The organism is Variovorax sp. PDC80 (genome assembly GCF_900115375.1).
Classification (GTDB): Bacteria; Pseudomonadota; Gammaproteobacteria; order Burkholderiales; family Burkholderiaceae_C; genus Variovorax.
The window spans coordinates 15,123-37,673 of sequence record NZ_FOWG01000002.1; the positions used below are offsets into that span (position 1 = coordinate 15,123).

General features: G+C 70.5%; 18 protein-coding genes and 1 other RNA gene. 13 read left to right on the forward strand and 6 right to left on the reverse strand.

Translation table 11 applies throughout. From position 1 onward, the window contains the following. Positions 1 to 28 precede the first annotated feature (28 nt). Both phoB and phoR read left to right on the forward strand, forming a co-directional pair. Positions 29 to 721 (forward strand): phosphate regulon transcriptional regulator PhoB, encoded by a 693-nt coding sequence (gene phoB, locus BM109_RS05655; RefSeq protein ID WP_057594225.1) that lies wholly within the window; start codon positions 29 to 31, stop codon positions 719 to 721. 44 nt (positions 722 to 765) lie between these two features. After that, on the forward strand, positions 766 to 2,112 hold the full coding sequence (gene phoR / locus BM109_RS05660; RefSeq protein ID WP_093341310.1) for a phosphate regulon sensor histidine kinase PhoR: 1,347 nt from the start codon (positions 766 to 768) through the stop codon (positions 2,110 to 2,112). 30 nt (positions 2,113 to 2,142) lie between these two features. Here phoR and BM109_RS05665 read toward each other — a convergent pair whose 3' ends face one another. From BM109_RS05665 to BM109_RS05675, 3 genes are all read right to left on the reverse strand, one after another. Next, a complete protein-coding gene (locus tag BM109_RS05665; RefSeq protein ID WP_093341311.1) occupies positions 2,143 to 3,489 on the reverse strand; it encodes an MATE family efflux transporter in 1,347 nt (448 codons plus the stop codon). Beyond that, positions 3,486 to 5,249, reverse strand: coding sequence for a hypothetical protein (locus BM109_RS05670; RefSeq protein ID WP_093341313.1), 1,764 nt, complete (start codon positions 5,247 to 5,249; stop codon positions 3,486 to 3,488). Before BM109_RS05670 ends, BM109_RS05665 begins: the two co-directional genes overlap by 4 nt. A 93-nt stretch (positions 5,250 to 5,342) precedes the next feature. Continuing rightward, the gene (locus BM109_RS05675) at positions 5,343 to 5,615 is read right to left on the reverse strand and encodes a type B 50S ribosomal protein L31 (RefSeq protein ID WP_093341315.1); all 273 of its coding nucleotides are present in this window, start codon (positions 5,613 to 5,615) and stop codon (positions 5,343 to 5,345) included. A 135-nt stretch (positions 5,616 to 5,750) separates the two neighbouring features. On the opposite strand from BM109_RS05675, the gene BM109_RS05680 reads away from it, so the two are divergent. After that, a complete protein-coding gene (locus BM109_RS05680; RefSeq protein WP_093341317.1) occupies positions 5,751 to 6,818 on the forward strand; it encodes an oxidoreductase in 1,068 nt (355 codons plus the stop codon). Positions 6,819 to 6,885: 67 nt separating this feature from the next. On the opposite strand, the gene rho is transcribed toward BM109_RS05680, so the two are convergent. Next, positions 6,886 to 8,151 carry a transcription termination factor Rho gene (gene rho / locus BM109_RS05685; RefSeq protein ID WP_057594219.1) on the reverse strand — a complete coding sequence of 422 codons (1,266 nt, stop codon included), beginning with the start codon at positions 8,149 to 8,151 and terminating at the stop codon, positions 6,886 to 6,888. Between the two features lie 188 nt (positions 8,152 to 8,339). Continuing rightward, entirely contained in the window at positions 8,340 to 8,672 is a 333-nt protein-coding gene (trxA, locus tag BM109_RS05690) for a thioredoxin TrxA (protein WP_057594218.1), read from the reverse strand. 157 nt (positions 8,673 to 8,829) lie between these two features. Between trxA and BM109_RS05695 the strand changes: the two genes are divergently transcribed. The 3 genes from BM109_RS05695 to BM109_RS05705 are packed head-to-tail and all read left to right on the forward strand — an operon-like array spanning position 8,830 to position 15,913. Further along, on the forward strand, positions 8,830 to 11,415 hold the full coding sequence (locus BM109_RS05695; RefSeq protein ID WP_093341318.1) for a PD-(D/E)XK nuclease family protein: 2,586 nt from the start codon (positions 8,830 to 8,832) through the stop codon (positions 11,413 to 11,415). Next, complete coding sequence (locus BM109_RS05700; RefSeq protein ID WP_093341320.1) at positions 11,412 to 14,675, forward strand: UvrD-helicase domain-containing protein; 3,264 nt, start codon at positions 11,412 to 11,414, stop codon at positions 14,673 to 14,675. The genes BM109_RS05695 and BM109_RS05700 overlap by 4 nt, the downstream gene beginning before the upstream one ends. Further along, on the forward strand, positions 14,672 to 15,913 hold the full coding sequence (locus BM109_RS05705; protein ID WP_093341321.1) for a TIGR03862 family flavoprotein: 1,242 nt from the start codon (positions 14,672 to 14,674) through the stop codon (positions 15,911 to 15,913). Before BM109_RS05700 ends, BM109_RS05705 begins: the two co-directional genes overlap by 4 nt. A 77-nt stretch (positions 15,914 to 15,990) precedes the next feature. Here BM109_RS05705 and ffs read toward each other — a convergent pair. Continuing rightward, positions 15,991 to 16,087: signal recognition particle sRNA small type (ffs, locus tag BM109_RS05710), an RNA gene on the reverse strand. Between the two features lie 118 nt (positions 16,088 to 16,205). On the opposite strand from ffs, the gene dnaX reads away from it, so the two are divergent. From dnaX to BM109_RS05745, 7 genes are all read left to right on the forward strand, one after another. Beyond that, entirely contained in the window at positions 16,206 to 18,071 is a 1,866-nt protein-coding gene (gene dnaX, locus BM109_RS05715; protein WP_093341323.1) for a DNA polymerase III subunit gamma/tau, read from the forward strand. A gap of 124 nt (positions 18,072 to 18,195) precedes the next feature. Further along, positions 18,196 to 18,528 (forward strand): YbaB/EbfC family nucleoid-associated protein, encoded by a 333-nt coding sequence (locus tag BM109_RS05720; protein ID WP_007836669.1) that lies wholly within the window; start codon positions 18,196 to 18,198, stop codon positions 18,526 to 18,528. A gap of 24 nt (positions 18,529 to 18,552) precedes the next feature. Then, positions 18,553 to 19,143, forward strand: coding sequence for a recombination mediator RecR (gene recR, locus BM109_RS05725; protein ID WP_093341325.1), 591 nt, complete (start codon positions 18,553 to 18,555; stop codon positions 19,141 to 19,143). Between the two features lie 70 nt (positions 19,144 to 19,213). Continuing rightward, on the forward strand, positions 19,214 to 19,606 hold the full coding sequence (locus tag BM109_RS05730; RefSeq protein WP_093341327.1) for an MAPEG family protein: 393 nt from the start codon (positions 19,214 to 19,216) through the stop codon (positions 19,604 to 19,606). Positions 19,607 to 19,766: 160 nt separating this feature from the next. Then, entirely contained in the window at positions 19,767 to 20,801 is a 1,035-nt protein-coding gene (locus tag BM109_RS05735; RefSeq protein WP_093341329.1) for an ABC transporter substrate-binding protein, read from the forward strand. 74 nt (positions 20,802 to 20,875) lie between these two features. Further along, on the forward strand, positions 20,876 to 21,691 hold the full coding sequence (locus BM109_RS05740; protein ID WP_093341331.1) for an ABC transporter ATP-binding protein: 816 nt from the start codon (positions 20,876 to 20,878) through the stop codon (positions 21,689 to 21,691). Further along, positions 21,688 to 22,527: an ABC transporter permease gene (locus BM109_RS05745; RefSeq protein ID WP_093341333.1), complete on the forward strand. Its 840-nt coding sequence runs from the start codon at positions 21,688 to 21,690 to the stop codon at positions 22,525 to 22,527. The genes BM109_RS05740 and BM109_RS05745 overlap by 4 nt, the downstream gene beginning before the upstream one ends. Positions 22,528 to 22,551 lie beyond the last annotated feature (24 nt).

Genomic DNA, 22,551 nt, shown 5'->3' on the forward strand with positions numbered 1-22,551 from the left:
ACGACTGCGGCAAGACTCCCAAGAAAGCATGAAAAAACCCCGAGTCCTGATCGTCGAAGACGAGTCCTCGATCGCCGAGCTGATCGCCGTCAACCTCCGCCACAACGGCTTCGAGCCGATCTGGTCGGAGGATGGCGCGGCGGCCCAACGCGAGATCGATGCCTTCCTGCCGGACCTGATCCTGCTCGACTGGATGCTGCCGGGCCAGAGCGGCCTGCAGCTCGCGCGCCAGTGGCGCAAGGACCCCCGTACCAAGGCTGTCCCGATCCTGATGCTGACCGCGCGCGGCGATGAGCCCGACAAGGTGGCCGGCCTCGACGCCGGCGCCGACGACTACATCACCAAGCCCTTCTCCACCCAGGAAATGCTCGCGCGCATCCGCGCCGTGCTGCGCCGCCGCGCGCCCGAGGTGGTGACCGAGCGCGTCGAGATCGGCGAGCTCGCGCTCGACACCGCCACCCACCGCGTGACCTGGCAGGGCAATGCGCTGAAGGTCGGCCCGACCGAGTTCAAGCTGCTGGCCTACCTGATGCAGCACGCCGAGCGCGTCCACAGCCGGGCCCAGCTGCTCGACAAGGTGTGGGGCGACCACGTCTACATCGAGGAGCGCACGGTCGACGTGCACGTCAAGCGCCTGCGCGAATCGCTGGGTGCGGCGTCCCCGATGGTCGAGACGGTGCGCGGCGCCGGCTACCGACTGACGGCCCAAGCCACCGTTTGACCGCCGTGAGCGTCTCCGCCCGCGGGCGCGGATAATCGCCCGCCATGCCGTTTCGCATTGCTACCTTTTTAATAGCGTCTCTCCTTGGTGGAGCGGGCGTTACAGCCTTTTTCGGCTGGAAGCTCGGCTGGATCGGCGCCTGGGGCGGCGCGGTGGTCTGGCTGGCCTTCGACGGCTGGCGTGCCAAGCGGCTGCTGCAGATCCTGCGCAACGACGCGGTCGGGTTGCCCAGCCGCGGCGTCGGCATGTGGGGCGAACTGGCCGAGCGCATCCGCAAGCTGCTGCGCGATCGCGAACAGCAGACCCGCCAGGCCGAGGACCGGCTGCAGGAGTTCCTGGCCGCGATCCAGGCCTCGCCCAACGGCGTGGTGCTGCTCGACGAGCAGGGCCGCATCGAGTGGTGCAACCAGACCGCGGCGGCGCAGTTCGGCATCGATGCCGAGCGCGACCTGCTGCAGCACCTGGCCAACCTCGTGCGCGATCCGGCCTTCGTCGCCTACCTCGCGTCATGGAACTACAGCCGCGACGTCGTCATCGACGGCCACGGCCCGGGCTCGCAGCAACGCAGCCACACGGTGCGGCTGTCGGTGCAGGTGCATCCCTATGCCGGCAACCGCCGCATGCTGCTCACGCGCGACATCACCGCGCTCGAGCAGGCCGAGGCGATGCGGCGTGACTTCGTGGCCAACGTCTCGCACGAGATCCGCACGCCGCTCACGGTGCTCGCGGGCTTCGTCGAGACGCTGCAGAACCTGCCGCTCGATGCCGACGAGCGCGCGCGCTACCTCGGGCTGATGGGGCAGCAGTCGCATCGCATGGAGACGCTGGTCAACGACCTGCTGACCCTGTCGCGCCTCGAGGGCAGTGCCGCGCCGGGCGGCACCCAGTGGACCCGCATCCGCGCCTTGCTCGCGCAGTGCGAGGACGAGGGCCGCGGCCTGTCGGGCCGGCTCTCGCCGCAGCTGGGCCACAAGCTGTCGTTCACCATCGATGCCGATTCCGAGATGTCCGGCGCCGCCACCGAGCTGCAGAGCGCGATGTCGAACCTGCTGAGCAATGCGATCCGCTACACGCCCGGCGGTGGCGAGGTGGCGGTGAGCTGGCGCGTGTTGCCCGACGGCCGCGGCGAGTACGCGGTGAAGGACACCGGCCCGGGCATCGCGGCCGAGCACATCCCGCGGCTGACCGAGCGCTTCTACCGCATCGACCGCAGCCGTTCGCGCGAGACCGGCGGCACCGGGCTCGGGCTGGCGATCGTCAAGCACATCGCCCAGCGCCATGGCGCGGAGCTGCGCATCGAGAGCACGGTGGGCAAGGGCTCGCGCTTCGCGCTGCTGTTCCCGGCCACGCGCGTGCGCGAAGCGCGGGTGCTGGCGCGGCTGCAGGCCTGAACGGCCGCGCCGCTGTCACCACTCAGCAGCTCAGCCGCGCACGCGGTGCGCCATGGTCCAGCGCAGCAGCGCGCCGAACAGCAGCGCCGTGACGGCCAGCGCGGCGGCACCCATGATCCAGAACGCTAGCGGCGACTGCATGGCCGGCCAGGGGCCGAGCCCGCGGTAGGCCAGCAGGTAGCTGCCGCCCAGGCCCACCACCCACAGCAGCGTGCAGTAGATCGCCAGCGGCGCGAGCGTGACGCGGTAGCAGCGCAGCACGAACACGCACAGGGTCTGCAGCGCATCGGCGAAGTGGTAGAGCGCCACCACGAGCAGCAGCGCGCCCGCGAGCGCGATCACGGCCGGCTTGTCCGAATACACGGCCGCGAGCTGGAAGCGCAGCCCCCACATGGCGAGCGCGAACAGCAGCGCGCACAGCACGGTCAGCTCGAAGCCGGTGCGGCAGGCGCGCCGCGCCAGCGCCGGATCGCCGGCACCGAGCCAGAAGCTCACGCGCGCGCTGGTGGCGATCGCGAGCGACAGCGGCACCATGTAGGCCACGGCCAGCAGGTTGGCGGCGATCTGGTGCGCCGCGGCCGCGGTCGTGCCCAGGCGCGCGATGAACAGCGCCATCAGCGTGAACGAGGTGACCTCGACCAGCACCGCGAGGCCGGCCGGCACGCCCAGGCGCGCAAACTGGCCAATCTGCGCCCAGTCGGGCTTCTCGATCGGTTGCCAGAGCCGGTAGCCGCGGTAGAACGGGCTGGCGCGCAGCAGCCACACGGCGCAGCCGAGCATCGCCCAGTTGACGACCAGGGTGGCCCAGCCGCAGCCGACCAGGCCCATGGCCGGCAGCCCGGCGCCGCCGAAGGTGAACCAGACCGACAGCGGCAGCTTGATCGCCAGCGAGGCGAGTTGCAGCCAGGTCACGAGCTGCGGCTTGCCCAGGCTCTGGCTCAGGGTGCTGAACAGGCGGAACAGCAGCGCGGGCGCGAGCGCGAAGGCCAGCACCATCAGGTAGGCCTCGACCTCGCTGCGCATGGCGGGCGGCACCTGGGTCCATTGCAGGGCCGGCCCCGGCAGCAGCAGCAGCGCCATGCCCACGACGATCGCCAGTCCCGCGAGGTAGAGCGACTGCCGCACCGAGCGGCCCACCTCGGCGCCGCGGCCGCCGCCGTGCAGCTCGGCCCACACCGGCAGCAGGGCCTGCAGCACGCCCATGAGCGAGACGTAGACGCTGACGAAGATGGCGGCACCGACCGACAGGGCGGCCAGCGCGTCCTCGGAATAGCGGCCGGCCACGATGGTGTCGGTCACGCCGAAGGCCATCACGGCGAGCTGGCCGACCAGCACCGTGCCCGCGTGGCGGGCGATCAGTCCGCGTTCGCCCCTCACCGCGGTGCGATCTTCTCGTACAGCAGCAGGTCGTCGGAGGGACTGCTGGGGCGGCGCAGGGTCCCCGCGAAGCGCCATTGGTCGAGCGAGATGATGGTGTGCAGCCGCTCGATGGTCTCGGGGGCCACCAGCAGCCACGGGCAATCGGTGCCCAGCAGCAGCGGCTGCAGCTCGAAGTGGCCGTGGTATTGCAGCGCCGCGATGTGGGCGCGACTCAGCGCGAGCTCGGCCACGCACTTGGGATGGCCCACGCGCTCGCTCACCGCGCGCACCTGCGGCGCGTAGCTGCGCGCATAGTCGATCGGCGGCAGCCACAGCGTCATCAGCAGCATCCAGCACAGCGCGGTGCCGCCGGCCGGCAGCACCAGCGTCTTCCAGAGCGCCGCGCGGTGGCGGCCGGTGCGCCAGCGCACCAGCCAGCACCAGGCGATGGTGGCGGCGAGCGCGAGCACGAAGGCGATGGGCGAGAACTCGGGCACGAAGCCCGGCACCAGCCGCGCCACGCTGGCCGCGGGCTTGGGCGGGTAGCCGGTCTGCATCGCGATCCAGTAGATCCAGCCCAGCAGCGCGAGGCCGCTGAAGAAGAGCAGGGTGAACCAGTCGACCAGCGCCGCCACGCTGCGGCGGAAGGTCGGCAGCGCGAAGGCCGCGAGCGTGGCCATCGCGGGCAGCGCCAGCATCAGCGAGCGGTCGGAGTAGTCGGTGGTCCAGGTGGCGGCCAGCGGCACCAGCGCGAACCAGAACGGCAGCGCCACGTGGCGCGCCGCGAGCTGGCGGCGCCAGCGCCACAGCGTCCACAGCGCGAGCGGCCAGGCCGGCCAGGTGAACCACAGCAGCAGCCGGGCCTGGCTGCGGATGTCGCTTGCGATCGAGGTGCCGGGATGGGCGCCGGGCAGGTCGATCTTCCATTGCAGCAGGCCGAGGCCGATCGCGAGCGCCGCGGCCAGCAGCGTCACGCCGGCCATGGTCAACAGCGCACCGCGCGTGTAGCCCGGGCCTTCGTCCTCGCCCGTGCCGGACCAGCCGGTGCTCGCGGGTTCGGCGGCGCGGCGCATGCGGCGACGCTCGTAGGCGATGAACAGCACGCTGCCGGTGGCGAGAGCCAGGCCGACGGTCGGGCCGCCGCTGAGCGTCATGCCCAGCGTGCCGACCACCAGCGCGATGACCGGCCCGGCGCGCCGGTAGGGCAGGGCCGCCACGCCGTAGAACAGGTGCGAGGCGAAGTAGAGCTGGGCCAGCGCGGGCGTGGTTTCATGGCCGAGCTGCGCCAGGCCCAGGCAGGCGATCAGCGCGAGCAGGGCGCCGTCGGCCATGGCGCGCGCGTAGTCGGTCGGCCGCGCCTCGCCGCCGAAGGCGAAGGCCACGGGCTGGGCGCGCGCGGTTCGGGCCAGGTAATAGACCGCGTACCAGGTCGCGGTGAAGGTGCCCCACAGCAGCAGCGCGAACACGATGCGCACCGCGAAGTCGGGATGCAGCCAGGCGGGCGCGATCTTGATTGCCAGCGCGCCGATCCAGTACGGCACCAGCGCGGGCGTTTCGGGCGCGATGCCCAGCAGGCGCGGATCGAACCAGCGGGCGATGCCCTCGGTGCTGCGCGCCAGTTCGGCCATGTAGCCGAAGGCCGTGATGTCGGCGCTCTTCCAGGGCCCTCGGCCGACCAGCCCCGGCAGCAGATAGGCGGCGCACAGCAGCAGCAGCGCGATGCGCGGCAGCCGGCGCACGGCATTCTGGGCAACGATCGCGGGCGTGGGCTGGTTCAAAGGGCGATGGGCGGCAACGGGTGGGGGAAACAAAAAGGGCAGCGCGGTAAACCGGGCTGCCCTCGACGCCAGGCCTGAGCCTGGGTGCGTGCCTTACTTGGAGGCAGCGGCGCCGGTCGTCTTGCCGAAGCGGTTGCGGAACTTCTCGACGCGACCGCCCATGTTGTCGACCGACTTCTGGGTGCCGGTGTAGAACGGGTGCGATTCGCTGGTCGTGTCCAGCTTGAACAGGGGCAGCTCGCGGCCGTCGTCCGCCTTGGCGGTTTCCTTCGTGTTCACGCAGGAACGGGTCACGAACTTGAAGCCGTTCGACATGTCGACGAACAGGACTTCGCGGTAATTCGGGTGGATGCCTTCTTTTGCCATGGTCTTTCCTTGGGGGTCGATGCGAGAGCCACTGGCGGGCAGGACGCCGGCCGCACTTTTCGCGAAGCCGTCGATTATCGCATACTGGGCCGATGGCGGCCACTTCGGCCCGTCCCCAGCCAAATCGGGCCTCCCATGACCTCCAGACCCCTGCGCGCCGGCCTCGTCGGCTACGGCTTTGCCGGCCAGACCTTCCATGCCCCCGTGCTGTCGGCCGTGCCCGGGCTCGAGCTGGCGGCCGTGGCCAGTTCCCAGCCGCACAAGGTGCATGCCGACTGGCCCGGCGTGGCCGTGGTGCCCGACACGGCGGCGCTGGTCGCGCGGCAGGACATCGACCTCGTCGTGGTCGCCACGCCGAACGCCCAGCACCATCCGGTCGCGAAGGCGGCACTGCTGGCCGGCAAGCACGTGGTGGTCGACAAGCCGTTCACGCTCGATGCCGGGGAGGCGCGCGAGCTCAAGCTGTTGTCCGAACGCAACGATCGGGTGCTCGCGGTCTACCAGAACCGCCGTTTCGACGCCGATTTCCTGACCCTGAAGGAACTGCTGGCCAGCAGCGAGCTGGGCCGCCCGGTCTATTTCGAATCGCATTTCGACCGCTACCGGCCCGAGGTGCGCGAGCGCTGGCGCGAGCAGAAGGTGCCGGGCGCGGGCATCTGGGTCGACCTGGGGGCGCACCTGGTCGACCAGGCGGTGCAGCTGTTCGGCATGCCCGACACCCTGCAGCTCGACACCGCCGTGCTGCGCGACGGGGCCCTGGTCGAGGACTACTTCCACGCGGTGCTGCGCTACGAGTCGGGGCCGCATGCGCCGCTGCGCGTGGTGCTGCACTCGACCACGCTCGCGGCCCATGCCGCGCCGCGCTACCTCGTGCACGGCACGCGCGGCAGCTACGTCAAGCACGGCGTCGATCCGCAGGAGGACGCGCTGCGCGCCGGCCAGCGGCCGCCGATCGTGGGGTGGGGCGTCGATCCGCTCGATGGCGAGCTCGTGCTGCCCGCGGCCGACGGCACGGTGGCGAAGCGCGCCTGGCCCACGCGCGCGGGCGACTATGTCGCGTACTACGCGGCCGTGCGCGATGCGATCCTCGGCCAGGGGCCGAATCCCGTGCCGCCCGCGCAGGCGGTGGCGCTGATGGAACTGCTCGATCTCGGCCGGCGCAGTGCCGAGGAAGGTCGCGCGCTGCCCGTCGCGCGCCCATGAAAAAAGCGCGCTGCATCTTGCGATGCAACGCGCTTTTTGGGGAGGCGAGCTTCGGTCGAAGACCGGCTCAACCCCCGCGACGCATCATGTCGAAGAACTCGACATTGGTCTTCGTCGCCTTCATGTTCTTGAGCATCAGCTCCATCGACTCGATCTCGTCCATGTTGTACATGAGCTGACGCAGGATGCGGGTCTTCTGCAGGATCTCGGGCGCGAGCAGCAGCTCTTCGCGGCGCGTGCCGCTGCGGTTGAGCTGGATCGAGGGGAACACGCGCTTCTCGTAGAGGCGGCGGTCGAGGTGGATTTCGGAGTTGCCGGTGCCCTTGAACTCTTCGAAGATCACTTCGTCCATGCGGCTGCCGGTGTCGATCAGCGCGGTGCCGATGATGGTCAGCGAGCCGCCTTCTTCGACATTGCGTGCCGCGCCCAGGAAGCGCTTGGGACGCTGCAGTGCGTTGGCGTCGACACCGCCGGTCAGCACCTTGCCCGACGAGGGCACGACGTTGTTGTAGGCGCGTGCGAGGCGGGTGATCGAGTCGAGCAGGATCACCACGTCCTTCTTGAGCTCGACCAGGCGCTTGGCGCGCTCGATCACCATTTCGGCCACGTGCACGTGGCGCGCGGCGGGCTCGTCGAAGGTGGAGGCGATGACCTCGCCCTTCACCGTGCGCTGCATTTCGGTCACTTCTTCGGGGCGCTCGTCGACGAGCAGCACCATCATGTGGACCTCGGGGTAGTTGGCGCTGATCGCGTGCGCGATGTGCTGCATCATCACCGTCTTGCCGCTCTTGGGCGGTGCCACGAGCAGGGCGCGCTGGCCCTTGCCGATGGGCGCGATGATGTCGATGACGCGACCGGTGATGTTCTCTTCGCCCTTGATGCCGTCGCGCTCGAGGCGCATCTGTTCCTTGGGGAACAGCGGCGTCAGGTTTTCGAACATCACCTTGTGCTTGTTCTGCTCGGGCGGTCCGCCGTTGACGGCGTCGAGCTTGGTCAGCGCGAAGTAGCGTTCGCCGTCCTTCGGAATGCGGACCTCGCCCTCGATCATGTCACCGGTGTGCAGGTTGAAGCGGCGCACCTGGCTCGGGCTGATGTAGATGTCGTCGGTGCTGGCGGTGAAGCTGGTGTCCGGGCTGCGCAGGAAGCCGAAGCCGTCGGGCAGGATTTCGAGCACACCGTCGGCGAAGACCTGTTCGCCGGCCTTCGCGCGCTTCTTGATGATCGCGAACATCAGCTCCTGCTTGCGCATGCGGCCGACGTTTTCGATCTCAAGGGCTTCGGCCTGCTTGAGGACTTCAGACACGTGGAGTGCCTTGAGTTCGTTTAAGTGCATGGAACGACCCCTTGCGGGGGCAATCGAGGGGAAACGGAGAACAGGGGGGTGGTTCGATGTGAGACGAGAACTGCCTCACTGACCGGGGAACTCGAACCGGCTACCTGAAAGGGCCGGCGATCTGCTAAGGATTATGACAGGAAAAACGCGCCGGCCAACGCGTTGCGCGCTGGCCGGTTTGAAAGCACTCAGGCGAGTTGCTGGTCGATGAAGGCGGTGAGCTGGGCTTTGCTCATGGCGCCGACCTTGGTGGCGGCGAGCTGGCCGTCCTTGAACAGCATCAGCGTGGGGATGCCGCGAATGCCGAACTTGGCGGGGATGTCGCGGTTCTCGTCGACGTTGAGCTTGGCGATCTGCAGCTTGCCTTCGTAGGCGCTCGACACTTCGTCGAGGATCGGGGCGATCATCTTGCAGGGGCCGCACCATTCGGCCCAGTAGTCGACCAGCACGGGCTGGCTGGACTTGAGCACGTCGGCTTCGAAGGAGGAATCGGAGATGTGTTTGATCAGCTCGCTGGCCATGATGGAGTCCTTGTGCGCGGGGAGTTTCGGTGCAGCTACAGTGCGGGTCATTGTGACAGAAACCAAGGGGTGACGTGGCATGCACGAAGGCTATGGCGCCGATAGCCAGAGCCCTCGCCGCGACCCGGCCCCGCTACCGAATCCCCCGCGACAGAACATGAACGAAGGCCATCCCGTCCAGGCCCTGTGGTGCGACCCTGCCGATGGTGTGGTCGCGCGCATCGTGCGCGTGCTCGCCGAACGCCAGGCGCATGCGGCGCGCACGATGGTGCTGGTGCCCTATGCGCAGCTCATGGGCGTGGCGCAGGCCATGTGGGCGCGCTGCGGCTCGCCGGGCTTCGTGCCACGCTTCGAGACCACGCGCAACTGGGCGCGCAGCGCGGGCGGCTTCGTCCCTTCGGGCTACGACATCGCCTTCGACATGGCGCGCGACCTCGTGACCGCGCAGGGCCTGCTCTCACAGACCGGCTTCGGCGCCGAACGCTTCGCGCTCGCGGGCCGCGTGGTCGAGCTGGCCTACCAGCTCGCGCCGCTCGCGGCCGCGGTCGCGCCCGAGGAGCGCGGCAGCGCCTGGGCCGAGCGCGCCGCGGGCGTGGCCCAGGCGGGCAGCGAGTCGGAGTGGTTCCGCATCGAGAGCGCGCTGATCCGCATCGCGGTCGCCTGGGCCGCGAACGCCAGCTATGCCACCGATGTGCTGCTGCGCGAACCCGCGCGCGCGCAGATCGACGTGCTGATCGTGCTCGAGGGCTTCCAGACCGACCCTTTGACGCAGACCCTGTGCGGCCTGTGGGGCGAGCGCGCCGTGCGCCTGTCGCTGGTGCCGGCCATCGCGCCGCGCGGGCAGTCCGCGGCCCATGTCGCGATCGATCCCGAGGACGAGGCCGAACTCGCCGCGGCCTGCGCGCTGCGCCACCTGGCCGAGGGCCGTAGCCCGGTCGCGCTGGTCGCCACCGACCGCGCGCTCACGCGCCGCATCGGCGCGCGGCTCAAGGGGCAGGGCGTCACGGCGCAGGACGAGACCGGCTGGAAGCTCTCGACCACGCGCGCGGCCGCCATGCTGATGAGCGCGCTGCGCGCCTGCGCGCACGACGCCGGCAGCGACCAGGTGCTCGACTGGCTCAAGAGCGGCGACGACGGCGATGCACTCGCGGTGCAGGGACTCGAGTCGAGATTGCGGCGCGAGGGCGTGCGCGACTGGTCGGCCTGGTGCGCGCAGGCCGCGCACAGCGAGAAGCCGCAGGACGTCGCGCTGATGCCCTTCACGAACGAGATCGAGGCCCGCCGCGCGCCGATGGCGCGGGCGCGCCCGCTCGCCGAATGGCTGGTCGCATTGCGCGCGCTGCTCGAGGCGGCCGGCCAGTGGGAGCCGCTCGAGGCCGACCTCGCGGGCGGCAAGGTGATCTCGGCACTGTGGCTCGATGCCGGCGCGCACGGCGACGACGAGGCTTTTCCGGGCGGTCGTCACACGCTGTCCGAGTTCACGGCCTGGGTGCGCGACGTGCTCGAGGACGCGAGCTTCGTGCCGCCCGTCAATGGCGAGATACCGCAGGTGATCGTGCTGCCGCTGCACCAGCTGCTGGGCCGGGCCTTCGGCGCGATCGTGATCCCGGGCTGCGATGACCGCCGCCTGCCCGCATCGCCCGAGCCGCCCGGCAACTGGAGCGCCGCGCAGCGGCTCGAGCTCGGCCTGCCTTCGCGCGAGGCGCTCGAGGCGGCGCAGCGCGCGGCCTGGAACGCGGCCCTGTGCAATCCCTGGTGCGAACTGCTGTGGCGCAGCGCCGATGCCAGCGGCGAGCCCGTGCGGCCCAGCCCGCTGGTGCAGGGCCTCGAGCTCGACCATGCGCTCGCGTTCACCGACGATCCGCGCACGCGGCGCGAGGTGCCCGTGCGCCCCACCCTCTATCCGATGCCCTCGGGCGCGCTGCTGCCGCTGCGCAACGTGTCGACCAGCGTCTACGAGGACCTGCGCCGCTGTCCCTACCGCTTCTTCGCGCTGCGCCAGCTCGGCCTGCGCAGCGCCGACGAGCTCGATGCCGAGGTCGACAAGCGCGACTTCGGCAACTGGCTGCATGCGGTGCTCGGCCACTTCCACGAGACGCTGCGGGAGATGCCCACGCGCGACGCCGGCGAGCGCCTGCACTTCATCGAGGACGCGGCCGTGCGCGCCACGCGCGAGTACGGCCTGTCGGACGCGGAGTTCCTGCCCTTCGCCGCGGCCTGGCCCGCGGTGCGCGATGGCTATCTCGACTGGCTCGCGGGCCACGAGGCCGCGGGCGCGGTCTTCGTCGAGTCCGAACCCTGGAAGGAGCAGCCGCTGGGCGCGCTGCAGCTGGTGGGCCGGCTCGACCGCATCGACCGCATGCCCGATGGCCAGCCCTTCGTGATCGACTACAAGACCGAATCCTCGGCCGTGACCAAGGAGCGCGTGAAGGAGCCGACCGAGGACACGCAGCTGGCCTTCTATGCCGCGCTGGTGGCCGACGACACGCTGCGCGCGGCCTACGTCAACGTGGGCGAGAAGTCCTCGGGCACGCAGACGGTGGAGCAGCCGGTGGTGGTGCAGGCGCGCGATGCGCTGGTGGCCGGCATCCTCGACGACTTCCGGCGCATCGCCGAAGGCACGCCGCTGCCGCCGCTGGGCGAGGGCACGGTGTGCGAGCACTGCACCGCGCGCGGCCTGTGCCGCAAGGACTTCTGGAGCGACGATGCCGGCGCCGCCGTGCTGCAGGGGAGCACGCCATGAATGGCGCCGCCTACGAACACAACGGCCAGCGCGTGCCGCGCGAGGCCTTCTACACCGTCGCCTGCGATCCGCGGCGCTCGGTGGCGGTCGAGGCCTGCGCGGGCGCGGGCAAGACCTGGATGCTGGTGTCGCGCATCGTGCGCGCGCTGCTCGACGACGGTGCCAACGCCTGCCAGCCGCACGAGATCCTCGCCATCACCTTCACCAAGAAGGCCGCCGGCGAGATGCGCGAGCGGCTCGACCAGTGGCTCGAGGCCTTCGCCGAGCGCGAGCCCGAAGAGTTGGTCAAGGAACTGGTGATGCGCGGCATGCCGCCGGCCGAGGCGCTGGCCGCCGCGCCGCGCCTGAAGGGCCTGTACCGGCAGTTGCTCGAAGGCGGCCGGCCGGTGCAGTTCCGCACCTTCCACGCCTGGTTCGCGGGCCTGCTGCGCAATGCGCCGCTGGCGGTGCTGCGCGAGCTCGGCCTGCCGTCGAACTACGAACTGCTCGAGGACGATGCCGAGGCGCGCTCGCGCACCTGGCGCCCCTTCTTCGAGGCCGTGACCGCCGACCCCGATGCGCTGGCCGACTACTACGCGGTGGTCGCCACCTACGGCCGCTCGCAGACCGCCAAGGCGCTCGGCGAGGCGCTCACGCGGCGCGTGGAGTTCTCGCTCGCCGAGCCGGCCGAGGCGGTGCGGCATTTCGCCGACCTGCATCCGGCGCTGGCCGGCTTCGACACGCCGACCGACGCGCTGCGCGGCGAGGCCGTGCGCCGGCGCTGGCTCGACCGCGCCGCCGCGCTCGGCCGCGAGACCAACAAGACGCCGCAGAAGGCGGCCGAGGCCGTCATCGACATCTTCGGCACCGGCGAGCCGGCCGAGTCCGCGCTGCCGGCGGCGCTCGCGCTGCTGCGCAAGAGCTTCTTCGTCGCAACCGAAGACCGGCTCAACAAGAACCTGCAGAAGTACCCCGCAGCGCAGGAGGCCGAGGCCGAGCTGCAGCTGCTGTGCGCCGCGCAGGCCCAGCACGCGGCCTGGCTTTACCAGCAGCGCATGACGCGGCTCACGCGCCTGCTGATCGATGCCTTCGCGGGCGTCAAGCGGGCTCATGGCTGGGTCGACATGAACGACGTCGAGCAGGCCGCACAACTGCTGCTGGGCCAGTCGGCGCTCTCGGGCTGGGTGCAGGAGCGGCTCGATGCGCGCATCGCGCACCTCTTGATCGACGAGTTCCAGGACACCAATCCGCTGCAGTGGCAGGCGCTCTACGGCTGGCTCAGCGCCTACGTGGGCGCGGGCGGCAGCGCGCCGCGCGTGTTCGTCGTGGGCGATCCGAAGCAGAGCATCTACCGCTTCCGCCGCGCCGAGCCGCAGGTCTTCATCGCCGCGAAGAAGTTCGTGCGCGAGGGCCTCGGCGGCGAGTTGCTCAACTGCGACCACACGCACCGCAATGCGCGCGCCGTCGTGGGCCTGGTCAACCAGGCCATGCTGGCCGCGCAGGAGGCCGGCGAGTTCGACGGTTTCCGTGCCCACACCACCGAGCGCAGCGACGAGGGCGCGCTGCTGAAGCTGCCGGCCATCGAGCGCGATGCCGCCGAAGCCGCGGCCGAGGCGGCACCGGCCGACGACGGCATGCTGCACTGGCGCGACAGCCTGGTCACGCCGCGCGTGCTGCCCGAGGAGCAGCTGCTGCAGAAGGAGTGCGAACAGGCCGCGCGCTGGATCGCGCAACTGATCGCCGACGGCACGCCGCCGCGCCAGATCATGGTGCTGTCGCGCCGCCGCAGCCGGCTCGCCGCGATGCAGGACGCGCTGCGCCAGCGCCACATCCCGGTGCAGCAGCCCGAGAAGAACGAACTGCACGATGCACCCGAGGTGCAGGACATGGTGGCGCTGATCGACGCGCTGGTCTCGCCCGCGCACGATCTCTCGCTGGCGCGCGCGCTCAAGTCGCCGCTGTTCGGCATCGGCGACGACGACCTGGTGCAACTGGCGCTGCGCCAGCGCGCGCTGCCGGGCTGGAGCTGGTTCCGGCTGCTGCAGACCGGCGAGGACCTGCCGGCCGCGCTGGCCGAGGCCGCGCCGCGGCTCAAGCGCTGGCAGCGCTGGCTGGCCACGCTGCCGCCGCACGATGCGCTCGATGCGATCTTCCACGACGGCGACGTGCTCGCGAAGTTCGGTGCGGCCGTGCCCGCAGCGCTGCGCCAGGGCGCGCTGGCCAACCTGCGCGGCCTCCTGGCCGCGTCGCTCGACATCGACGGCGCGCGCTTCGTCACGCCCTATGCGCTGGTCCGCGCGCTGCGCGCCGGCGGCGTCCGCGCCCCGTCGGTGGCCGCGCCCGAGGCGGTGCAGTTGCTGACGGTGCACGGCGCCAAGGGGCTCGAGGCCGATACCGTGCTGATGCTCGACTGCGACGCGCCGCCGCCGCGCGCCCAGACCATGGGCGTGCTGGTCGAGTGGAAGGGCGGCGACCGCGTGCCGACGCGCTTCGTCTTCCTCGCGAGCGAGAAGACGCCGCCGGCCTGCGCGGCATCGCTGCTGCTCGACGAGCAGCGCGCGCGCCACCGCGAGGAGCTCAACGGCCTCTATGTCGCGACCACGCGCGCCCGCGCGCGGCTGGTGCTGTCGTCGGTGCGCCCCGCGCGCGCCAACGAAGGCAGCTGGTGGGCGCGGCTGGCCGAGGCCTGCGAGACCGTAGCTGCCGACGAGCCGCTGGTGGCCCCGATCGCGGCGCAGGCGCAGGCCGTCTTCGCGATCCACGAACTGCCGGTGTTCGCTTCCGCGACGCCGACCGTGTCCGTCGCGCGCAAGGAAAAGGCGGCCACCCTCGACGCGCGCGCCGCGGCCTTCGGCCAGGCGATGCATCGCTTGCTCGAATGGTCGGTGCCCGGCGAACCCTTGGCCGCGGCCCATGTGCGCGCGGCGGCGCAGGAGTTCCTGCTCGACGCGCAGCAGGCGCGCGGCGCCGCGGCGCTGGCCGCGCGCATCCGCGCCGGCGCGGGTGCCTGGGCCTGGGACCTCGAGCGGATCGACTGGCACGGCAACGAGGTCACGCTGGTGCACGAAGGCGACACGCTGCGCATCGACCGGCTGGTGCGCGAGCGCGCCAGCGGCACCTGGTGGATCCTCGACTACAAATCGGCCGCAAGGCCCGAGCGCGATGCCGCGCTCATCGCACAGATGCAGCGCTACCGCGCGGCCGTGCAGCAGGCCCATCCCGGTGCCACGGTACGCGCCGCGTTCCTGACCGGGCAGGGCGAACTGGTGAACCTCGAATGACTTCTTCTCCCACCGTCGCCGTGATCGGCGGCGGCCCCGCCGGCCTGATGGCGGCGGAAATCCTCTCCGCGGCCGGTGCGAACGTGCACCTCTACGACGCCATGCCCTCGGTGGGGCGCAAGTTCCTGCTCGCGGGGCGCGGCGGGCTCAACCTCACGCACTCCGAGCCCTTCGAGGCCTTCGTGGGCCGCTTCGGCGAACGCCGCGCCGAACTCGAGCCGATGCTCGCGGCCTTCGATCCCGCGCAACTGCGCGAATGGGCCGCGGGCCTGGGCATCGAGACCTTCGTCGGCAGCTCGGGCCGCGTATTTCCCACCGACATGAAGGCTGCGCCGCTGCTGCGCGCCTGGCTGCACCGGCTGCGCGAGGCCGGCGTGCAGTTCCACATGCGACACCGCTGGACCGGCGATGCCGTGGTCTCGCCCGGCGTGCTGCGCTTCGACACGCCCACGGGCGAGGTCGAGGCCTCGGCCGACGCGGTGGTGCTCGCGCTCGGCGGCGCGAGTTGGGCGCGGCTCGGTTCCGATGGCGCCTGGGCGCCGCGGCTGCAGGCGCAGGGCGTGGCGGTGGCGGAGCTGCAACCCGCCAACTGCGGTTTCGACGGCAGCGGCTGGAGCGCGCATTTCTCGGAGCGTTTCGCGGGCCAGCCCTTCAAGTCGGTGGCCGTGTCGTTCACCGACAGCCGCGGCCGGCAGTTCGCGCGCAAGGGCGAGTTCGTCGCCACGGCGGGCGGCATCGAGGGCAGCCTCGTCTATGCCGTCTCGGCCCTGCTGCGCGACGAGATCGCCGCCCACGGCAGCGCCACGCTGCTGCTCGACCTGCTGCCCGACCGCAGCGCCGAACAGGTGCTGGCCGCGGTCAAGCATCCGCGCGGCGCGCGTTCGCTCGGCAGCCATCTCAAGAGCCGGCTCGGCCTCGAGGGCATCAAGGCCGGCGTGCTCTACGAGGTGCTGAGCCGCGAGGCGATGCACGATCCGCCGCAGCTCGCGCAGGCGATCAAGGCCGTGCCGCTGCGGCTGCTGGCCGCGCGCCCGGTCGACGAGGCGATCAGCACCGCGGGCGGCGTGCGCTTCGAGGCGCTCGATGCGCAACTGATGACGAGCGCGCTGCCCGGTGTGTTCGTGGCGGGGGAGATGCTCGACTGGGAAGCGCCGACCGGCGGCTACCTGCTCACCGCCTCGATGGCCAGCGGCGTTGCGGCCGCGCGTGGCGTGCTCGCACGGCTGGGTCTTGCGTGAGACCCAGGCCGTGATCGATGGAACGAGGAGCGGTTGGCGCGGCTCCCGTTTCGAGCCGAAACGAAAGCGCTGAAGAAGTTGACGAGCCTTACCCCTGGCACTGACTACGCAGTTAGGGCTGCTTGGTTCCCCACCTGACCCGGTTGGCCACTTCACCATGCAGGGAGGCCCGTCAGCGGCGATTCTAACCTCGCTCGCGTTGCCCCCTTCGCCGGGGCGGTGAATCGATCGATGAGAAACATCGAAGAGGCGGACGCCGAAGGCCCCCTTCGCGGCTTTTAGAATGGGCGCAATGTCCTATATCGTGCTCGCCCGCAAGTTCCGTCCGAAAACCTTCGCTGAGATGGTCGGTCAGGGGCACGTGGTGCAGGCGCTCGAGAACGCGCTCACCACCCAGCGCCTGCATCACGCCTACCTGTTCACCGGCACACGTGGCGTGGGCAAGACCACCGTCTCGCGCATCCTGGCCAAGTCGCTCAACTGCCAGGGGCCGGACGGGCAGGGCGGCATCACCGCCACGCCCTGCGGCGTGTGCCAGGCCTGCCGCGACATCGACGCCGGCCGCTTCGTCGACTACACCGAGCTCGACGCGGCCTCGAACCGCGGCGTCGACGAGGTGCAGTCGCTGCTCGAGCAGGCGGTCTACAAACCGGTGCAGGGCCGCTTCAAGGTCTTCATGATCGACGAAGTGCACATGCTGACCAACACCGCGTTCAACGCGATGCTGAAGACGCTCGAGGAGCCGCCCGAGTACCTCAAGTTCGTGCTGGCCACCACCGATCCGCAGAAGGTGCCGGTCACGGTGCTGTCGCGCTGCCTGCAGTTCAACCTGCGCCCGATGGCGCCCGAGACGGTGCTCGAGCACCTGACCTCGGTGCTGCAGACCGAGCAGGTGCCGGCCGAGCCGCAGGCGCTGCGCCTGCTCGCGCGCGCGGCGCGCGGCTCGATGCGCGACGCGCTCTCGCTGACCGACCAGGCGATCGCCTTCGGCAACGGCGAGCTGGTCGAGGCCGGCGTGCGCCAGATGCTCGGCAGCGTCGACCGCGGCCATGTGTTCCGCCTGATCGAGGCGCTCGCGCAGGGCGACGGCAAGACCGTGGTCGAGACCTCCGAGGCGCTGCGCATCGACGGCATGTCGGCCGCTTCCACGCTCGAGGAAATGACCGCGGTGCTGCAGGCCATGGCGGTGCTGCAGGCCGTGCCTTCGCGCGCCGAGGCCGCCACGTCCGCCACCGATCCCGACGCGGCCGACACCGCGCGGCTCGCGCTGCTGATGCCGGCCGACGAGACCCAGCTGCTCTACAGCCTGTGCCTGCACGGCCGCGGCGAGCTCGGCCTCGCGCCCGACGAATACGCGGCGCTCACGATGGTGCTGCTGCGGCTGCTGGCGTTCAAGCCTGCGCAGAACGCGGCCGGCTCGGCCTCCGCGGAAAAAAAAACTCTGAATGACGCCCCGGCGGCGGCGCCGGCCCCCGTTGCCGCCCCCGTGCAGCCGCCGCGGCCGATCCCGGTGCGCAGCATGTCGGCCGAAGTGCCGCGTCCGGCGCCCGTGTCCGATGCCGCGCCCACGCAGCCGCCGGCCCACGCGCCCGCAGGCCACCGCCTGCCGGTCGTCGACCAGCCCGTGCGCCGGCCCGAGGCGCGTCCGCCCGAGGACGCCCCCGAGCCCGATCCCGCCAAGGTGGTCGCCGTGCCGATGCGCGTGCAGCCGCCGCCCGGCGCGCGCGACACGCCGCGCGACGGCGCCCAGGCCCCGGCCGCGCCGATCCCGCCGAGCGAGGAGGGCGACTTCTGGTTCGCCACCGTCACGCAGCTGATCGCGGCCGAGAGCATCGCCGCGCTCACGCGCGAACTGGCGCTGCAGTCGCAGCTGGTGGCGCGCGATACCGACCAGTGGCTGCTGCGCATCGAGCGCGAATCGCTCAACCAGCCCTCGAGCCGCGAGAAGCTGATCGCCGCGCTGGCCGCGATCGGCCACGAGGTCAAGCTCGCGATCGAGGTCGGCGGCGTGGTCGACAGCCCGGCACGCCGCAACAAGGCCGCCGCCGACGAGCGCCAGCGCATCGCCGAGGAGGCGATCCGCAGCGACCCCGAGATCCAGGCCCTGATGCGCGACTTCGACGCGAGGATCGTCCCGGGCTCGCTCAAACCGGCCTGAGCGCAGCGGGCCACGCGCAGCGGCGACAATCGGCCGTGGCCCTTGCGGCGGCGAGGCTTCGCCGCCATCTGCGCTTCCATCTCTTATCCTTCCCCATCCACCCAACCGATCCACAGGACCAACGATGTTCAACAAAGGACAACTGGCCGGCCTCATGAAGCAGGCGCAGGCAATGCAGGACAACCTCAAGAAGGCCCAGGAAGAACTGGCCCACATCGAGGTCGAGGGCGAATCGGGCGCCGGCCTGGTCAAGGTCGTGATGACCTGCAAGCACGACGTCAAGCGCATCACCATCGACCCGAGCCTGCTGGCCGACGACAAGGACATGCTCGAGGACCTCGTGGCCGCCGCCTTCAATGCCGCCGTGCGCAAGGCCGAGGAGACCAGCGAGCAGAAGATGGGCAAGCTGACCGCCGGCATGCCGGGCCTGCCCCCGGGCATGAAGCTGCCGTTCTGATGCCGCCGAGCCACCAAGGCTGACGTGTCCGACGCCGGTTCCCTCGACGCGCTCGTCGATGCGCTGCGCCGCCTGCCGGGCGTGGGCGTCAAGTCGGCCTCGCGCATGGCCTTCCACCTGCTGCAGCACGACCGCGAGGGCGCGCAGCTGCTCGCGCGCGCCCTGCAGCAGGCGGCGGGGCAGGTGCGCCATTGCGAGCGCTGCAACACCTTCACCGAGATGCCGGTGTGCAACGTCTGCCTCGACGTGCGGCGCGACGCGACCAAGCTCTGCGTGGTCGAGACGCCGGCCGACCAGGCCGCGCTCGAACGCACCAACGCCTTCCGCGGCTACTACTTCGTGCTGATGGGCAAGCTCAGTCCGCTCGACGGCATCGGTCCCAAGGACATCGGCCTGCAGAAGCTGTTCGAGCGCGCGCTCGACGGCACCGTGGCCGAGGTGATCCTCGCGACCAACTTCACGGCCGAGGGCGAGGCCACGGCGCACGTCATCGGCGATGCGCTACGCCAGCGCGGCCTCACGGTCACGCGGCTCGCGCGCGGCGTGCCCGCGGGCAGCGAGCTCGAGTACGTGGACCTCGGCACCATCGCGCACGCGCTGGTCGACCGGCGCTGATCCCGCGGCGGCCACCGCCGCAGCGCGGCGCCCATACCGCGCCGCGCATCCAGGAGATTCCGGAGACACCATGACCCTGTCGCTGCTCACCGTCGCCTACTGGTGCGTCTTCATCGCCTGCGGCCTGCCGTACCTCGCGGCCTGGATCGCCAAGGCCGGCGCGTTCCGTCCCAGCGACAACGCGCAGCCGCGCGACTGGGCCGCGAAGCAGGCGGGCTGGCGCGCGCGCGCCAATGCCGCGCAGGCCAACAGCTTCGAAGGCCTGCCGTTCTTCATCGGCGCGGTGCTCATCGCGCACCAGCTCGGCGCCGCGCAGCTGTGGATCGACCGCCTCGCGATCGCCTACGTGCTGCTGCGCGTGGCCTATCTCGCGCTCTACATCAAGGGCATTCCGGCGCTGCGCAGCGCGGTCTGGGCGGCTGCGTTCGTGGTCAACATCGCGATCCTGTTCCTCGCGAAATAGCGCGGTCGAATCCGGCCTTTTTCACTCTGTGAGAGGCCTTCATGCTTACGTGAAAACCCGCACGGGATGACCCCGATGCAGCGACCCTGCGCGCGCCCCTAAGCTCGATTCAGTTTCGACGCATCCCAGAGCCACCCCAAGCCGCCGCAGGCCACGTTCCATGCTTCACCGCCGCACCCTCATCTCCGCCTCGGCCATCGCCGCCGCCACCATCGCGTTGCCGCGGGTGTTTGCGCAGCCGAAGCTGGAGAAAACCAGGATCTCGATCGCGGTCGGCGGCAAGGCGGCGTTCTATTACCTGCCGCTCACCATCTCCGAGCAGCTCGGCTACTTCAAGGCCGAGGGGCTCGACGTCGAGATCTCCGACTTCGCGGGCGGCGCGCGTGCTTTGCAGGCGGTGGTCGGCGGCTCGGCCGACGTGTGCTCGGGTGCCTACGAGCACACCATCAACCTGCAGGCCAAGAACCAGTTCTTCCAGGCCTTCGTGCTGCAGGGCCGCGCACCGCAGATCGCGATGGGCGTGTCGACCAAGAACATGTCGAGCTATGCCGGCATCGCCGACCTCAAGGGCAAGAAGATCGGCGTCTCGGCGCCGGGCTCGTCGACCAACATGGTGGCCAACCTCGTGCTCTCGCGCGGCGGCCTCAAGGCCAGCGACGTGAGCTACATCGGCGTGGGCGTCGCCGCCGGCGCGCTCACCGCGCTGCGCTCGGGCCAGATCGACGCCATCAGCAACACCGACCCGGTGATGACCATGCTCGAGCAGAAGGGCGACGTGAAGATCATCAGCGACACGCGCACGCTCAAGGGCACGCAGCAGGTGTTCGGCGGGCCGATGCCGGCCGCCTGCCTCTACGCGCCGGTCGACTTCGTGCAGAAGAACCCCAACACCTGCCAGGCGCTGGCCAACGCGATCGTGCACGGCCTCAAGTGGCTGCAGACCGCGGGCCCGGGCGACATCATCAAGACCGTGCCCGAGACCTACCTGCTCGGCGACCGCGCGCTCTACCTCGCCTCGTTCGACAAGGTGCGCGAATCGATCGCGCCCGACGGCATCGTGCCGTCTGAAGGACCCAAGACCGCGCTGGCGGCGATCGCGAGTTTCGATACATCCGTCAAGGCCGACAAGATCGACCTGGCGAAAACCTACACCAACGATTTCGCACGGCGAGCGAAGGACAGGTTCAAGGCCTGACCTCGATGTCCCGCGACCCGGCTTCGGCCGGGTTTTTTCTGGGGGACGCACTTCGCTCGACATCCAGTTCCGCCATGTCCGACCACGCACTCGAACTCCTCTCGATCAGCTGCATCTTCCATTCGAAGGACGACCCCGGCCAGCGCTACACCGCGGTGGCCGACACCACCTTGCGCGTGCGCGCCGGCGAGTTCGTGTCGGTGGTCGGTCCCACGGGCTGCGGCAAGTCGACCCTGCTCAACATCGGCGCAGGGCTGCTGCAGCCCTCGTCCGGCACGGTCAAGGTGTTCGGCCAGCCGCTCGCGGGCATCAACGCGCGCGCGGGCTACATGTTCCAGACCGAGGCGCTGATGCCCTGGCGCAGCGCCATCGACAACGTGATGGTGGGACTGCAGTACCGCGGCGTGCCTGATGCCGAAGCGCGCCGCGAGGCCGAGGCCTGGCTCGCGCGCGTGGGCCTCTCGGGCTTCGGCGACCGCTATCCGCACCAGCTCTCGGGCGGCATGCGCAAGCGCGTGGCGCTGGCGCAGACGCTGGTGCTCGACCCCGACATCATCCTGATGGACGAGCCCTTCAGCGCGCTCGACATCCAGACCCGGCAGCTGATGGAGAACGAGGTGCTCGACCTCTGGAGCGCGAAGAAGAAGGCCGTGCTGTTCATCACCCACGACCTCGACGAGGCCATCGCGATGAGCGACCGCGTGGTCGTGCTCTCGGCCGGACCCGCCACCCATCCGATCGGCGAGTTCGAGATCGACCTGCCGCGCCCGCGCGACGTGGCCGAGGTACGGACCCAGCCGCGCTTCGTCGAGCTGCACACCCAGATCTGGGAGGTGCTGCGCGACGAGGTGCTCAAGGGCTACGCGCAGCAACTGAAGAAGGCCGCATGATGTCGCGCCTGGCCCTCAACGAACGCAACGCGCGCTTCTGGCAGCTGGTGCTGCTGGTCGTGATCCTCGTGGGCTGGCACCTGGCCTCGCGCAACCAGCAGGTGGCCTTCTTCCTCGGCGAGCCGATCCAGGTGGCTGGGCGCATCTGGAGCTGGTTCCTGCCCTTCGAGGTGCCGGCGAACCCGCTGTTCCCCGAGGGGCTCAAGGGCAATGCCGACATCTACCTGCACCTGGGCACCACGCTGCTCGAGACCGTGCTGGCCTTCGGCATCGGCACCGTGCTGGGCCTGGGCTGCGGCCTGTGGCTCGCGCTCGCGCCCACCGCGAGCCTGATCCTCGACCCCTACATCAAGGCCGCCAACTCGATGCCGCGCGTGATCCTCGCGCCGATCTTCGCGCTGTGGTTCGGCCTCGGCATCTGGAGCAAGGTGGCGCTGGCGGTCACGCTGGTGTTCTTCATCGTGTTCTTCAATGTCTACCAGGGCGTGCGCGAGGTGAGCCCGGTGGTGCTGGCCAATGCGCGCATGCTGGGCGCCAACCAGCGCCAACTGCTGCGCACCGTCTACCTGCCGAGCGCCACGAGCTGGGTGTTCTCGAGCCTGCACACCTCGGTGGGCCTGGCCTTCGTGGGCGCGGTGGTGGGCGAGTACCTGGGCTCGGCGCGCGGTGTCGGCTACCTGATCCTGCAGGCCGAGGGCACCTTCGACGTCAACACCGTGTTCGCCGGCATCGTGGTGCTGACGGCCTTCGCGCTCGCGCTCGACGCGCTGGTGGGCCTGATCGAGAAGCGGCTCATGAAGTGGCAGCCGCGCAGCGGCGAGACCGAGAAGCTCTGAACCGCGCGGTGGCCCGAGAACGAG